The organism is Bacteroidota bacterium (assembly GCA_016722375.1).
Taxonomy (GTDB): domain Bacteria; phylum Bacteroidota; class Bacteroidia; order Chitinophagales; family LD1; genus Bog-950.
Genome location: JADKJG010000003.1, coordinates 295,555 through 310,459, shown reverse-complemented (window position 1 = coordinate 310,459; position 14,905 = coordinate 295,555). Strand labels below are relative to the sequence as shown.

Annotated in this window: 16 protein-coding genes; 11 read left to right on the top strand and 5 right to left on the bottom strand. The window is 41.2% G+C overall.

What is annotated here, in order from left to right; genetic code table 11:
* Window positions 1-10 precede the first annotated feature (10 nt).
* Window positions 11-1,420: a 23S rRNA (uracil(1939)-C(5))-methyltransferase RlmD gene (gene rlmD / locus IPP77_05105; protein MBL0309063.1), complete on the top strand. Its 1,410-nt coding sequence runs from the start codon at window positions 11-13 to the stop codon at window positions 1,418-1,420.
* Window positions 1,421-1,470: 50 nt separating this feature from the next.
* Here the strand turns inward: rlmD and IPP77_05100 are convergent, their stop codons facing one another.
* Complete coding sequence (locus IPP77_05100) at window positions 1,471-2,088, bottom strand: fibronectin type III domain-containing protein (protein MBL0309062.1); 618 nt, start codon at window positions 2,086-2,088, stop codon at window positions 1,471-1,473.
* A 565-nt stretch (window positions 2,089-2,653) separates the two neighbouring features.
* Here IPP77_05100 and IPP77_05095 point away from each other — a divergent pair.
* A complete protein-coding gene (locus IPP77_05095; protein MBL0309061.1) occupies window positions 2,654-2,833 on the top strand; it encodes a hypothetical protein in 180 nt (59 codons plus the stop codon).
* Between the two features lie 202 nt (window positions 2,834-3,035).
* Window positions 3,036-3,416, top strand: a complete 381-nt coding sequence (locus IPP77_05090) for a hypothetical protein (protein MBL0309060.1) — start codon at window positions 3,036-3,038, stop codon at window positions 3,414-3,416.
* Window positions 3,417-3,567: 151 nt separating this feature from the next.
* Here IPP77_05090 and IPP77_05085 read toward each other — a convergent pair whose 3' ends face one another.
* On the bottom strand, window positions 3,568-4,473 hold the full coding sequence (locus IPP77_05085; protein ID MBL0309059.1) for a T9SS type A sorting domain-containing protein: 906 nt from the start codon (window positions 4,471-4,473) through the stop codon (window positions 3,568-3,570).
* Window positions 4,474-4,588: 115 nt separating this feature from the next.
* Here IPP77_05085 and gldF point away from each other — a divergent pair, with 115 nt between their 5' ends.
* The 6 genes from gldF (at window position 4,589) to IPP77_05055 (ending at window position 10,216) form a co-directional block, all read left to right on the top strand.
* Window positions 4,589-5,320: a gliding motility-associated ABC transporter permease subunit GldF gene (gene gldF / locus IPP77_05080; protein MBL0309058.1), complete on the top strand. Its 732-nt coding sequence runs from the start codon at window positions 4,589-4,591 to the stop codon at window positions 5,318-5,320.
* Window positions 5,314-7,050, top strand: a complete 1,737-nt coding sequence (gldG, locus tag IPP77_05075; protein MBL0309057.1) for a gliding motility-associated ABC transporter substrate-binding protein GldG — start codon at window positions 5,314-5,316, stop codon at window positions 7,048-7,050. The genes gldF and gldG overlap by 7 nt, the downstream gene beginning before the upstream one ends.
* A gap of 38 nt (window positions 7,051-7,088) precedes the next feature.
* Window positions 7,089-7,544 carry a hypothetical protein gene (locus IPP77_05070; GenBank protein MBL0309056.1) on the top strand — a complete coding sequence of 152 codons (456 nt, stop codon included), beginning with the start codon at window positions 7,089-7,091 and terminating at the stop codon, window positions 7,542-7,544.
* Window positions 7,545-7,630: 86 nt separating this feature from the next.
* Window positions 7,631-8,125 carry a hypothetical protein gene (locus IPP77_05065; protein ID MBL0309055.1) on the top strand — a complete coding sequence of 165 codons (495 nt, stop codon included), beginning with the start codon at window positions 7,631-7,633 and terminating at the stop codon, window positions 8,123-8,125.
* Window positions 8,126-8,167: 42 nt separating this feature from the next.
* Window positions 8,168-9,166 (top strand): NAD-binding protein, encoded by a 999-nt coding sequence (locus tag IPP77_05060; GenBank protein ID MBL0309054.1) that lies wholly within the window; start codon window positions 8,168-8,170, stop codon window positions 9,164-9,166.
* A gap of 54 nt (window positions 9,167-9,220) precedes the next feature.
* Window positions 9,221-10,216, top strand: coding sequence for a hypothetical protein (locus IPP77_05055; GenBank protein ID MBL0309053.1), 996 nt, complete (start codon window positions 9,221-9,223; stop codon window positions 10,214-10,216).
* Between the two features lie 53 nt (window positions 10,217-10,269).
* Here IPP77_05055 and IPP77_05050 read toward each other — a convergent pair whose 3' ends face one another.
* Window positions 10,270-11,643 (bottom strand): AarF/ABC1/UbiB kinase family protein, encoded by a 1,374-nt coding sequence (locus IPP77_05050; protein ID MBL0309052.1) that lies wholly within the window; start codon window positions 11,641-11,643, stop codon window positions 10,270-10,272.
* Window positions 11,621-11,947, bottom strand: a complete 327-nt coding sequence (locus tag IPP77_05045; protein MBL0309051.1) for a hypothetical protein — start codon at window positions 11,945-11,947, stop codon at window positions 11,621-11,623. Before IPP77_05045 ends, IPP77_05050 begins: the two co-directional genes overlap by 23 nt.
* A 130-nt stretch (window positions 11,948-12,077) precedes the next feature.
* On the opposite strand from IPP77_05045, the gene IPP77_05040 reads away from it, so the two are divergent.
* Entirely contained in the window at window positions 12,078-12,401 is a 324-nt protein-coding gene (locus IPP77_05040) for a septum formation initiator family protein (protein ID MBL0309050.1), read from the top strand.
* Window positions 12,402-12,428: 27 nt separating this feature from the next.
* The gene (locus tag IPP77_05035; GenBank protein ID MBL0309049.1) at window positions 12,429-13,307 is read left to right on the top strand and encodes a class I SAM-dependent methyltransferase; all 879 of its coding nucleotides are present in this window, start codon (window positions 12,429-12,431) and stop codon (window positions 13,305-13,307) included.
* Window positions 13,308-13,543: 236 nt separating this feature from the next.
* Here IPP77_05035 and IPP77_05030 read toward each other — a convergent pair whose 3' ends face one another.
* Window positions 13,544-14,878: a hypothetical protein gene (locus IPP77_05030; protein ID MBL0309048.1), complete on the bottom strand. Its 1,335-nt coding sequence runs from the start codon at window positions 14,876-14,878 to the stop codon at window positions 13,544-13,546.
* Between the last annotated feature and the right edge of the window lie 27 nt (window positions 14,879-14,905).

Genomic DNA, 14,905 nt, shown 5'->3' with positions numbered 1-14,905 from the left:
TCGGCGCGCAATGGGCAAAAAAAATCAGGAAAGGAAAATATGGCAGGATGTCGCCATTCAGGGCATGTCTGCCGAAGGAAAGGGCATTTCAAAGATAGATGGTAAAGTAATCTTCACCGGCTTATCCGTTCCTGGCGATGTGGCAGATATCGAACTCAGGAAGAGCCGGAAGAACTATTCGGAGGCGGTGATTAAAGAATTAAAACAGTCTTCAGCGCTACGCACGGAGCCTGTATGCTCTCACTTTGGTGTTTGCGGCGGCTGCAAATGGCAACATATTGATTATAACGCCCAACTGCAATTCAAGAAACAGATTGTGGAAGATGCTTTTTCCAGAATTGGAAAGATTGAATTCCCTCCTATTCCCGATGTGTTAGGTGCTGAGAATAATTTCTACTACCGCAATAAATTAGAATTCACTTTCACTGACCGGCGTTGGCTGACCGAAGAAGAAATAAATAGTGGCGCGACTTTTGAACATCGCAATGCCTTAGGGTTTCACGTGCCCGATAGCTTTTCCGGGGTCATTGATATAGACCGGTGCTATTTGCAAGCAGACCCTTCCAATTCTATTCGCTTGGCAGTGAAAGAGTTTGCCGTCCAAAACGGATATACGTTCTTCAATTTGAAAGCACAAAACGGCTTACTCCGAAATTTGCTTATCCGCACAACCACCACCGGCGAACTGTTGGTGCTGATTAGTTTCTTTGAAAAAGACGAAACGAAAATCTATGCCTTGCTTGATTTTCTGATGGCTGAGTTTCCCGAAATCACCTCTCTTCAATATGTCATCAATTCAAAACGAAACGATACCATCTATGACCTGGACACCATCGTCTATAAAGGGAAAGACCATATCACAGAGCGTTTGGGTGATTACCAATTTAAGATAGGACCCAAGAGTTTTTTTCAAACCAATTCAGTACAAGCAAAACGACTATACGATATAACGAAAGACTTTGCTGGCTTGAAGGAGGGTGATGTGGTCTATGATTTATATACCGGCGTAGGCAGCATAGCTATCTATGTTTCCGGTTCCTGCAAAAAGGTAGTCGGTATTGAGCAAATAGCTGCAGCCATTGAAGATGCTAAAGAAAATGCAAAAATGAATGGGGTAGTCAACTGCTCGTTTTATGCCGGCGATGTTCGCATGGTGTTGCAAGATGATTTTATCAAAGCAAACGGAAAACCGGATGTAGTGATTACTGATCCTCCGCGCGCAGGGATGCATGATGATGTAATTAAAACTTTGCTTGGGCTAGAAGCGCCGCGCATTGTTTATGTCAGTTGCAATCCCGCTACGCAAGCGCGCGACCTACAGTTGCTTTCTGAAAAATACAAAGTCACCAGAGTGCAACCGGTAGATATGTTTCCGCATACCACGCACATTGAAAATGTGGTGAGGCTGGAGTTGAAATAAAAAAGGCGCTTCCCCGAGGGAGCGCCTTCTGTTAAGAAAATAAGTTCCGATTAATTAGGACGGCAAGGCATCCATTCAGTGAAGCCGCTTGAGCCTGCTGTGCTGATGGTTGCTACGCGGAAGTAATACTTCACATCGCTATTCAATCCGTTCAGCGAAATGGCTGCTCTGGTGCACTCCACATTAAAAAAAGGACCGTCGCCAATAGGGTCAATTGTATACTCGACCACATAAGATATTCTTTTCTTGACCGGCTTCCACTTCAGCTTCACCTGCTTTTTCACGCGGGTGTTTATAGCGCTGAAATCAGAAGGAATCTCAAGAATACCCACCGGTGAGTTCGCGTCGCGAATATCAATACCGGTGCTTAATACGATGCCCGGATCGCCATCAGCCGTAAACTCTACGTACCGCTGATATCTGACCAACAAGGTGTCCAAAGCCTTCTCGCGGTTATTGCGCTCGATGGTTTGCGCCTTCGTGCCGGGCATCCACTCCTCCGCTTCTGCCAGCGCATCAACAGCGATGGTGATATCCGCAAGCGTTGGAGTGGGTGAAGGGACGTTAGGGTTGCCGGTGGACATAGTCACGATGCGTCTCGCTTTCGTGATTTTGGCCGACACACTCAGGTCACTCAGTGCCAGTTTAGAAATAAAGAGAAAAATCAACTAGGCACTATGCCTTCTTAAGTTGCGGGTTTTGCGCCTTGCGCTCCGGCCGCTTTGTTGTTTATTATTCATGCCATTGTTTACGTAGGAAGATAATAAAAGGTTTCACTAAAGTTTTATGGCGATGCTTATTTAAAGCTATTTCTCATAGACAAAACACAACCAAATTTAGACGATAAAAAACTTTATTCACGCTGCCCGAAGTCTTTATCAAAGCATGTAAATCTGATAGCAGATTCCAAAAAACTCCATTAAGATTCCTCTAAACTCAATCAAGACTCTTTCAATCTTAATTGAGAAAATCAAAATCTGATAGCAGATTCTGAAAAGCTCCATTAAGATTCCTCCAAACTCAATTGAGATTCCTCCAAACTTAATTAAGATTCTTACGACTTCAATATAGATTCCGGCAGTTTTATAGAAGAAGCGGCTGCTCTTCTTCTATGCTCATCATAATTCAATGAACGAAGTAGGTCGCTAAAATAAAAATGGTTGGAAAAATTCAAAAGGGTAGCCTATACATATATATAGGCCGTTTCGGTGGTAAAATGTTTATTTTCATTAGATGAACAAAACAACAGTAATGGCGAAGGGAACATTAAATAAACTTCTTTGTTTTATTTTGATGACAGGGCTGTTTTCTTGTGGCGACACCAAATCCACTAACAACATGTCTAAAGAAGATAAACAAGTAGTAACTGAAAAAAAATCAAGCAAGAGCAATTTGCAACGTACAAAATCCTAAAGACTGAATCATCGGAAAGAAGTCGCAAAGCACAGGTGGATATGTCGTGCTTACTTGACAACAGACACAGTTTCAGAAGCAAAGCTATCAGGAATTTTGAACCAGATATACAGTAGCTTAGAAGGTTATAGCAACTTCAAAACTTTCCTCACCAACCGTTATTGCCATCTATCTCTTTACAAGCATTGACAAAGCGACGAATATGCCCGAAGCATGGATAGCAATGCTAAGTAAAACCCCTTCTGACAATCTCCCAAGAATTAGCTTTAACGACCTTCAGCTAAAAGCTAAGGAAGGTGCAATTGACAATATAAAGTCGGCTGAAGAAAAAAAACAAGAAGAACTAGCCGACTATTTTAAAAAGCGAAACACAGACATTTGCTTTATTTACAAAACACTTTATGACTTGGAAGGAACAACAATTAAACAAGCGGACATTAAGTATCCCGATTTTGGAATAAATCATTCCGAGTATCAAAGCAAACTTTATAAGCAAGGAAAAAGGGCCTTGTTTGAAAAATACAATATAGATGACACCTTGTCAGTCTACATAACTATTGCAGGGATGAGTTATTGCAAATAAGTCTCTTTCTCCTCCTCTGGGCTTAGATGCGCCTACGTCCTTCAAGAATATAGCTTTCGGCTATCCTAAAAACTATTTGGATTGAACTCCAGGCATAAAAAAACCTTCCCGGAATCCCGGGAAGGTTTTTTAAAGAATATAGATTGACTAATTACTTAGCTACAGTAAATCTGCCTTTGGTAATTACTTTGCCTTCTTCGATGATAGAGAAGCTGTACAGACCTTCAGCCCAAGTGCTTACATTGAATTGGTGCGTAGAGCCATCCATGAACTGGTGCTTTACCACTCTGCCAGTGATATCGAATACCATAATCATAGCTTGGCTATGAAGTTCGCTTACCGAAACATTCACTAGATTCTTAGAAGGGTTAGGATAAACAGAGGTAGTTACATTGCTCTTAATTTCTTCAACCAAAGTTGGAACATTTACATAACCAAAACTAACGCCATCTACATTAAACACAGAACCTTTGCTTCCACCGGTACCAATGCTCGATCCGAATTGGATATACATTTCAGTAGGAACGGCGCTGGTAGCATAAATGTTTGTTAAAGGCACATAACTTGGAGACCACGTAGAAGTTGTATCATTCAAAATAATCGCCCCGTTAATAAGCGAAGCACCTCCAGCTTTGAAAGATAGATTCAAGAAAGCCGTATCAATATTCGCTGTGGAATATTTGTAGGCGAAACTTAGCGTATCGGGTCTAAAAGGGAATGAAATACCAGTGAAGGTGACTCCTGTACCGGTATAGGCACCTGTACCTAATGAAACCAAACCACCTTGAACCGCTTTGCCACTAGGAGTTGTAACTGAATCTGTAGAAAGTCTAATGGAAGAAGTACCTGAGTAAGGATTAATCGTGTCTTTAGAAGAAAAGCCAACAATAAGACCAGGAGCAACCGGATCGAAAATAGATTCTAAAGTGCACCATCCATCTGGAGCAAGCGGATTTGTCCAAGTTTCAAAGCCACCATTTTGTACCTGCCAAGCCTGTCCATTGGTAAAACCAAATGCAACAAGCATCAGCGCTAAAAGTGTAATTTTTGTTTTCATTATCTTCTTTTGTTTTAGTTAAAAATATTTTGAGTGGCAAATGTAAAAATTCATTCTAAAAAGCAAACGATTAAAAAACGATTGACCGATTCGCTTATTTTTGCCGTCCGCCGCTATGTACGCCATCTTTAAAAAAGAAGTCCGACAGTTTTTCAGTTCCTTGATTGGCTATATCGCCATCATTGTTTTTTTACTCACGTTGGGTCTTTTCAATTGGGTATTCCCCGACACCAATATTTTTGATTTCGGCTATGCCACGTTGGATTCTTTCTTCGGCATTGCTCCTTATATTTTCATTTTCCTGATTCCGGCTATTACGATGAGGTCATTCGCCGAAGAGATCAATACAGGAACTATTGAATTGTTAGCTACCCGACCGGTTACGGAACTGGATATTGTGTTGGGAAAATATTTTGCGGCTTTGGCGCTTGTATTCATTTCCATCTTGCCCACCTTCATTTATTTCTATACCGTTTATCAATTGGCCTCCCCTGTCGGAAATGTAGATATAGGGGGAATCCTCGGCTCTTATTTCGGTTTGTTTTTTCTGGGCGCTGTGTTTGTGGCCATTGGTTGCTTTTGTTCTTCTATCACTTCTAACCAAATCGTTGCATTCATAGCCGGGGTGTTTCTTTGCTTCTTTATCTATTTAGTATTCGATTACGTTTCGCAATTTGGTGTCTTTGTCGGCAAAAATGATTTTCTGGTAGAATCTTTCGGGTTGAACGCACATTACAATTCTATGGGCAAGGGAGTGATAGACAGCCGCGATGTGGTATATTTTCTTAGTGTAATTTCTTTGTTCCTGCTGTTTACCCGAACGGCGCTTGCCAGTAGAAGATGGTAAAGAAACCTGTACTTAAAGGAGGTCGAATGACCCGGCGCAAGGATGCACTGATACAATTAGGGCTGCTTCTTGTCATCTTGATATTGTTCAATGTCCTGTCCTTCTACTTTCATTTTCGTTTGGATCTAACTTCTGAAAAGCGTTACTCCATATCTCCTCCATCAATTAATATGATGAAGCATCTGAAGGATGAAGTAACCGTGAAGGTATATTTGGATGGTGATTTGAATGCAGGATTCACCCGTTTAAAAGAATCAACCAAAAATTTACTGGATGAATTTCGTGCCTACGGCGGAAAGAACATTCAATACGAGTTTATTGATCCGATGGCCATAAAAAACCTGGATGAACGAAAAGCGCTCATCTCTGATTTACTTGAGAAGGGCTTGGCGCCTACCAATCTCACGACTCGTAGCAAGACTGAAAGCAAACAACAACTAATTTTTCCCGGAGCCATCGTTACTTATGGCGGAAGAGAGATGCCGGTGCAGTTGCTTGAAAATCAAATGGGCTTTTCACCCCAACAGATTTTGAATAATTCAGAAATACTGTTGGAATATAAATTCATCAATGCTATACGAAAGCTGATTCAATTTCGCCCGCCGGGTATCGCATTTATCACCGGTCATCATGAACTGTCTGAATTGGAAACTGCGGACATTCGCCAAACACTTACCTCGCTTCATTATGATGTGAAGACCTTAGACATTACACAAAACTATATCATTCCTGAAAGGTTTGAATTGGCGGTGATTGCAAAGCCACGAGCCCCCTTTGATGAAAAGGATAAATACAAAATTGACCAGTTCATCATGCGAGGAGGCAAGGTGCTTTGGCTGTTAGATGGAACGGACGCCTCGATGGATAGCCTGAAGATGAATCCTACAGGGCAGTTTATTTCAGGCAATGATTTTAATCTGGACGATATGCTCTTTAGATATGGAGTACGCATCAATACAGATGTAATTCAGGACATCAACCTGTGCAATCAAATTCCTTTGGTGGTTGGGCAAATGGGCAACGCACCACAAACGGAAATGTTCCCTTGGTATTATTTTCCTTTGTTGATTTCCGACAACATCCATCCCATCGTGCGCAACCTCGATCCGGTAGCGAGCTATTTTGCCAGCAGTATTGATACCGTAAAGAATCCGGGAGTACGCAAAACTATTTTACTGCACACTACCGATAATGCCAAGGCACAATTAGCACCAACAAGAGTTCATTTTGGTATCCTTCAGGGAAAACCCAATCCGGAATATTATAATCAACCGCGCCTACCTGTGGCAGTATTATTAGAAGGAGAATTTGAATCGGATTTCAAGAATCGCCTTTCGCCCGAATTTCTTGCAGCCAGCGATACGGTTAAGAATCTGAAGTTCATTGAAAAGAGCGGCAGAAGCAAAATGATTGTCATTTCAGATGGAGACATCATTCGAAACGAATTGCGCAACGATAGCTCTGCATATCCTTTAGGCTATTATATGTTTACCAAACAGCAGTTTGCCAATAAAGATTTCATATTGAATTGTATCGAATATCTATTGGACGATAGCGGCATTCTTCAAACCAGAAATAAGGAAGTAAAACTGCGGCTGCTGAATACGGTTAAAGTACAGGAGGAACGATTGATGTGGCAAATCATCAATCTGGCGATTCCAATTTTTCTAGTGATTTTATTCGGTGGTGTTTTTCATTTCTATCGAAAGCGTAAATACGCAGGATCATAATCTGTTTGATTCATCCTGTAGAAATTCAAACGAAGTTCATGAAAAAATATTTGCCTTATATCTTATTGATTCTCGCTCTGGCTGGCGCAAGTGCTTGGTTCGTTTATAACAAAACATCCGGCACCTCTGAAATGAAGGAAGATGCCTTTGCGGTTAAGGACGCAAGCGATGTATCCAAGATTGTACTCACCGATTCTGATCACAAACAGATTTTGCTCACCAAGGTAGAGGGCATCTGGATGGTGAACAACAAATTTCCTGCGCGCGAAGAATTGATTCAAAGTTTGATGGATGCTGTAACCAGAATGACTATCCTCAGCCCGGTTCCCTATTCGGCCCATGATAATGTGTTGCGTGAACTGATGGCAAAAAATGTAAAGGCCGAAATTTATGTAGCGGGTGAAAGCAACCCAATCAAAACTTATTATGTCGGGGGGCCTACTCTTGATGGGAAGGGCACCTATTTGCTATTAGAGAAAGATGGCAAGCCTTAGCTCGTCCTCATATAATTTATATACCCGGGTTTCGAGGTCATGTTACTTTTCGCTTCAATACAGATGAGGAAACCTGGCGCAGCAAGATGCTATTTAATTATGCAGAAAAAGATATTCAATCCCTAAGTATAGAATATCCGGAAGCAGAGCAAAATTCCTTTTCGATAAATAGGATAAGTACTGATTCGTTTGTTCTCGCCCCCCTGAGTGAAAAATATCGTATCAACGACGCCTATCGTCAAGCATACATCCGGCAATATCTCAGCTTTTACTCTTCGGTTTCTATAGAGGCCTTTGACAATGAATATTCAAAAAAGGATTCTTTGATTCATTCAACTCCATATTGTTTAATCACTGTTACCGGTACCGATAAATCGGTGAATCAAACCAAGCTTTTCCCTATGCCGATCAGCAAACGTAGCAAGGTGCAGTTTGATGAAAAGGGAAATGAATTGACTTCCGATTTAGAGCATTACCATGCGCTAATTAATAATGATAAAGACCTAACCATCATTCAATATTATGTTTTCGGTAAGTTGTTGCGTCAATATAAAGACTTCTACTTCAAGCCAACCCCCTAAATTAGCTACACTCTTTTATTATTTTCAGGTGTTGTTTTAACCATGTCTATTCACTTTCCATTTCATCTTTTCCGAAAACTGTACTTCACGTTGTTGGTTTTTGCCATCATACTGACTACCGGCACCATTGGTTTTATGAAAATCGAGGGTTATACTTTCATCGAAGCCGTTTACATGTCGGTAATCACTATCTCAACCGTTGGATTTACCGAAGTGAGGCCTATGGATGATGCCGGAATGATATTCACCGGTATTCTGATCTTGGCAAGCATCGGTACCTTTACTTTTTTCCTCACCCAAATGACCAGTTATTTCCTAGATGGAGAATTCATTCGCTTATATAAACTCTACAATATGCACAGCAAAATTAACGAGCTTGACGGACATGTCATCATTTGCGGTTTTGGCAGAAACGGACGTGAGGCAGCCAGCATTTTTCACAATAGCCATAAACCTTTTGTGGTGATTGAAAAAAAACCAACGCGCCATAACGACCTGCCATTTGTAGTAAATCATTATCTGGAAGATGATGCTACCCGAGATGAGGCTTTATTAGAAGCTGGCATTGGCAAAGCCAGCGCATTACTTGCTACACTGCCCGATGACGCAGACAATCTATTTATCGTACTCACTGCTCGTGAACTAAATCCTAAAATCAAAATCATCAGCAGAGCTTCTAAAGATTCCACCATGAAGAAACTGAAATCTGCCGGAGCAAGCAATGTGATTATGCCTGACAAAATCGGGGGAGCACACATGGCAACACTGGTACTCAGTCCCGATGTAAAAGAATTCATTGATTTGATGGCGACAAATAGTAACGAACATTTTGAAATAGCTGAACTTATATCTGCCAGAACGGTTCTACTTGGAGACCTCAACTGCTGGAGCGAGACCGGAGCTACTATTTTGGGATTAAAAACTACTCTGGGTGAATATATATTGAATCCTTCTGCAAAAATCAAAGTAGAGCGAGGAAACCGTTTAATCGTTATGGGTTCGAAAGATCAATTAAATAAGGCAAAAAAGCTGTTGATATAAAATGAGAATTCATTCTGCTACAATATTTCGGCATGTGAATTCGTTCTTATAATCATGAAAAAGTCTTTCCCTCTCCTTCTCTTGTTAGCATTTTCTTTACAGGTGCTGGCGCAAAAGAAAATGAATCTACCTAATCCGGTTGTTTTAGAACGCCCTTCTCTCGCAAAAAAGGACTTGGAGAAAATAAAATTGATGGAGGACACGCTGTATCAGTTATCTAATCGCTTTGTGTACGACACTTCTCTTAGCCATCGCCGCGAAGCCTGTTATTCCTTTATTCCTAAACTGGTAAAAGCGCTAAAGTTTGACAATTCCTTCACCTACCCTTTTGATTCACTCATCACGGTTTCAAAGATATATCCTCCCGATAGTTCGTTTCGCATTTTTACTTGGCAACTGGCTTTGCCTAAAGGAACGTTTCGTTATTTTGGTATGATTCAAATGAAGTCAGAAAAATTGAAGCTGTTTCCCCTTTACGATATGAGCGACACTATGAGTTATATGTCGCAACAGGTTACCACGAATGAAAATTGGTATGGCTGTCTCTACTATAATATTATTCAGAAGCAAGCGAACAAGAAAACGATTTATACCTTGTTTGGATTTGAGGCTGCTGATATTCTCACGAGACGCAAAGTGGTTGACATATTGAGTTTTGACGAAGACGGCAAGCCTAAATTTGGTGCCCCCTTGTTCTACTTTAAATATGAGGATACGACTAAACTTAAACATACCGATACCCTCACCCGCTTCTTTTTAGAATATAAGTATAGCGCCTCCACGGTGCTGAACTATGACAAGGCCCTTGAAATGATTGTTTTTGACCACGTGGCACCACCGACTGAAAAAGCGAAGGGTGCAACATTTACTTATGTGCCCGACGGAACCTACGAAGGGTTTGTCTGGAAAAACAATCGCTGGAATTGGGTAGAAAAGGTATTTACTTTTGCCATTAATGAAGATGACAATCCTCCAATTCCGGCACCCTTGTTTGGCACACCCAAAAAGCAGCCTGAATTACCAGGAGATGAGATGAAAAGGCCGAAATAAAAAAGAGGAACGATTGTTTCCGCTAGTCACTAAGCCAGCTAATCGGGCTTCCCTCAATATTTCTTATTTCCGAAAATATTCAGCAACATTCGTATTCCGAAAAAAGAAGCTAGTATAAATCCAAAACCTCCGGGAATGGAGATGTGCTGATAAAGCGGAGGAAACTCGACCGCTATTAAAATGGCCGAAGCCATCAGGATGGAGCCAATGATGAAACTGCCCGCCATGCGATTACTGGAAATTTCAATTTTCCGACTCAATTCGGCCAGCCCTTCATGTTCCACCGAAACCTTCACTTCACCCTTCTTGATTTTACCGACGATTTCTCGTAAGTCACGAGGGAGAGTTTCTATCAAAGCAAGGGTGTCTCGCGCTGATCCAAACAAGCGTTTAAAGATAGCCGCCGGATTAAATTCCTGTTGCAATGCCCTGTTGATATGGGGCTTAAGTTCTTCAATGATATTTAGATTGGGGTCCAGACGATGACCAACTCCCTCTATGGTAATGAGGCATTTGGACAAAAGAAAATAATCAGCAGGCATGTGAATGTTATAGCGATTGACCAGTTCCAAGAGGCGACTAAAAAGAACACTCATATTCATCTTGTCGGCTGGAAGCGCGTGGTATTCATTTATCAGATCTTCAATTTCGTATTCAAAAGTTTTGTTTCCATCAAATTGCTGCATCACCGCAATATTTTTCAAACCCCATATCAGTGTTTTTGAGTTTCTTGAAGTGATGCCATAAACTATATCTGCAAAAAACTCAATGTCGTTTTTCAGCACCGTCCCCATCATACCAAAGTCAATGAAACAAATTCTATTCCCCGGCATCGCAAAAAGATTCCCAGGGTGAGGGTCGGCATGAAAGAATCCAAATTCAAAGATTTGTTTGAATAATGCAGCCATTCCATTTTTTGCCAACTCACTTGGACTAACTCCGATACGCATTAACTCTTCTTTGTCATACGGATGAACGCCGTCCACAAACTCCATGGTCAGCATTTTTTTTGTTGTGTATTGAGGATAATGTTTGGGTACAAAAACGGTGTCATCACCCTCAAAGTTGGCAGCAAATCGTTGAAGGCTATATCCTTCGTGAGTCAAATCCAGTTCCTTGTGAATGGCATTGTCAAAAGCACGAACAATGCCCACAGGATCTAGGTTCACCATATAACCGCGGTCTTCCATTTTGCGCGCTATATATTTCATGATGATAATGTCCATCTCAATCTTGTCGAGAATATTTGGGCGGCGAACTTTCAAGACGACTCGTGTACCGTCTTTTAACTTAGCTCTATGCACCTGAGCTATCGAAGCGCTCGCAAATGGCTCTTCACCAAATTGAGAAAAAACATCCTCAATTTTATTCCCAATTTGTTCTTCGATGATACTTCTTGCTTCTTCAGAAGGGAACGGGGGGAACATTGGCTTGCAGCTTTTCAAACTCATTCACCAGTTCCAGAGGGATTACATCTGGCCGATTACTCAGTATCTGCGCCAGTTTAATATAGGTAGTCCCTAATTCCTCCACTGCCATTCGAATTCTTTCCCACTGGCTGTACTTGTGCACGTTCTCCACCATACTTTTAGGCAGGACAGCTTCAATCATTCGCGCGCGCAGTGAAACGCCGGCATCGGACAATATATGTTGGAAACCATACTTAACCAGTATGCTGATAATTTGCCTGTATCGCCTAAGAAGTTTAAAGTTGAAACCAGTCCCCATCATATATTGGTGGCAAGATAATCATGTTATAGCTATTTCAATGATTTACAGAAATGCCCAATTTACTATACCACTGTGCAAATAAAGAAAGTTGTATTGGTAGATGGCGCCGATATATTACCATCTTTGCTTTATGTGGAAAAATTTCAAAAAAAGAGTTGAAAAACTTCCTCCCCTAGTACGAAATCCATATTTCATCAGCGGCTTAGCCTTCGTTCTATGGATGCTCTTTTTGGATGACAATAATTTTATAAGCCAATACAGGAGGCATAGCGAACTGTCATCTCTGCTAGAGAAAAAAGATTTTTATGCTGCACAAACCAAAAAAATGCTGGAAGAATATTCCGAGTTGACCACCAACCCTTCAACGCAGGAAAAATTTGCCCGGGAACATTATTGGATGAAACGCGACAATGAAGATGTGTTTGTCATCGTTCCCGAAAAGTCCGCGCCCTGAATCAGGGGTTTCGATTTAATTTGCCGAATGATTCTTTCGTTCACGCCCCAAGATTTTGATGACTACCGACTGATTGACTCCGGAGATTTCTGGAAACTGGAACAGTTTGGCAGTCATATTACTATTCGCCCTGAACCACAGGCGGTTTGGGATCCGGGCATGAGTATGGCCGATTGGGAAAAGCAGGCACATGTAAAGTTTGTTCCTAAATCTTCCTCGAGCGGCGATTGGCAGAAGCTCAAGAATGTTCCCGACAGATGGACTATTAGCTACAAGCTGAAGGAGGCGACCCCTATTCAGTTTCGGTTGGGATTGACTTCTTTTAAACACGTAGGTGTTTTCCCCGAACAGGCGGTCAATTGGAACTATATAGTAGAAAACATCAGAAAACTGGGAGTGGAACGACCCAAATTTCTGAATTTGTTCGCCTACACCGGTGGTGCTTCTCTGGCGGCTAAAGCTGCCGGTGCCGATACCTCTCACTTAGATTCTATTAAACAGGTGGTTACTTGGGCAAAGGAAAACATGGAACTCAGCAGCTTAAATAATATCCGTTGGATTGTAGAAGATGCGCTGAAGTTTGTGAAACGCGAAGTGAAGCGCGGCAATAAATATCACGGAATTATTCTCGACCCTCCCGCCTTTGGCCACGGCCCCACCGGCGAAAAATGGAAGCTGGAAGACAACATCAATGAAATGATGAAAGCGGTGTTGGAGCTATTGCATGAAGAAAAACACTTTCTGATTCTGAATGCTTACTCGCTCGGATTTTCTTCCCTGATTTTAGAAAACATGGTGAAGCAAAATTTCAATCCCCAGAATTTAGAAGTAGGAGAATTATATCTTCAGGATAGCTTCAAAAAAAACCTTCCCTTGGGGGCTTTTGCGCGATTTGCCAAAGTGTGATTGCCGAAGCAGAACGCATTAAAAATCATTGCTTTGCAAACTTACTCGTCGCAATAATTGCATTGTTGCGTTTGATATAAGTAGTATAAAGCCCTGCCGGATATGCTGAAATATCTATTCTCTGAAAACCGGAATACATCGGCAATTATGCTGATGAATCATTTGACCTAAGTCATTGCTTATCTCCATACTCATTGCTCCTTCTTTGCTCCAATCCGTAAAACCATAATCAATCATCACATCGGTGGTGGCGGGGTTGGGAATATTTTTAAAACCTTCTCTCTGTTAGAATTTTTTTCTTCATTTATTCCATTCCATAAGGTATCGCATTCGCTACCAACTTTTCTTCCTAATCTGTAATTAGGGAAATTAGGAATGCTGTTACCTGCAAAGGTTGGAAGGGTGATGCTGTGTTGAGCGAAATTGCACGAATCTCCCTTGACATCTGGGTTATTGATAACATGATAAACAGATTCTCCATTGCCGCAGTTGATATAAATTTTTCCATCTGGGGCTATTTGCGCTGTCTTAAACACACTACCAAATGGTGCCTTATGTCCGTCGTAAATGCCGACGGTATCAATTGTTGAAAATATATCATTCACCCACAAATCAAATTGGTATAAATGATAAGTAACAGACGCATAAAGAAACCGGTTATTAGGTGAGATAGCCAATCCCAATCCATACCAGCCTGCACTAATTATTACTGGCAAGGGCATATATCTTGCGTTACTTAATGTGCCGCTACACCGGTCAAAATCAAATACGCTTATGCCCCCGTAACCATTTAGGTAAACATATTTGCTACCATCCGGCGAAAAGCAAGCAGCGCCTGCATCCAAAAATGGGGTGGTAGCCCCTCCACAGGTCAAGTCTGGCAATACATGCGGTCCAGAACTGTCTATCAATATCCGGTAATAACAATTAGTTAATCTTTTCTGTACCAATACCCACCAGTCTCTGCCATTGCCGTGCCTTGTTGCAGCTAACTCACTTCCCAAACTATCTTTAATGATATTTTGGTTTTTGCTGATTATTTTCCCGTGACCGACATTTTCATTCATATCGAGATAAGTGCAAAGTATCGCTGCCCCATAAGGAGCCTTATTCACATTGGAATCAACGAAGGAATGTATTAAAAAATAAGAATTATTACTGCCATCCTGAAAAGCTAAAACACCCTGTGATCTTCTATATCCGTACCTTTTAATTGTAGTATCCCATTTATACTGATACCAACCAGCATTTAAGCTATCTCCATTCTCAATCTTTTCATCTAAAGCATTAGCAACATAAATTCCATTGGTATAAAAGAGAAGATTACCATTACTGTCGCAATAACTGGTATTAGTAGCACTAAAATTCATTTGCAAGGAATCCCGTCTCACACTAACCGGAGAATCATTAAAATCAAATATCGTTGTGCCAAAATAATAGTTCCATATTGGACTATATCCAGTTTGGCTATCATACCCACTCAGCCACACATAATCATTTTTCTGCCCCTTCGCCAACAACAGCAACAAAGAACAACCTATCGTCAGGGTGAAATACCTTAATCTTCTCATCGGCTTTATAAAGATATTTATTTTGAT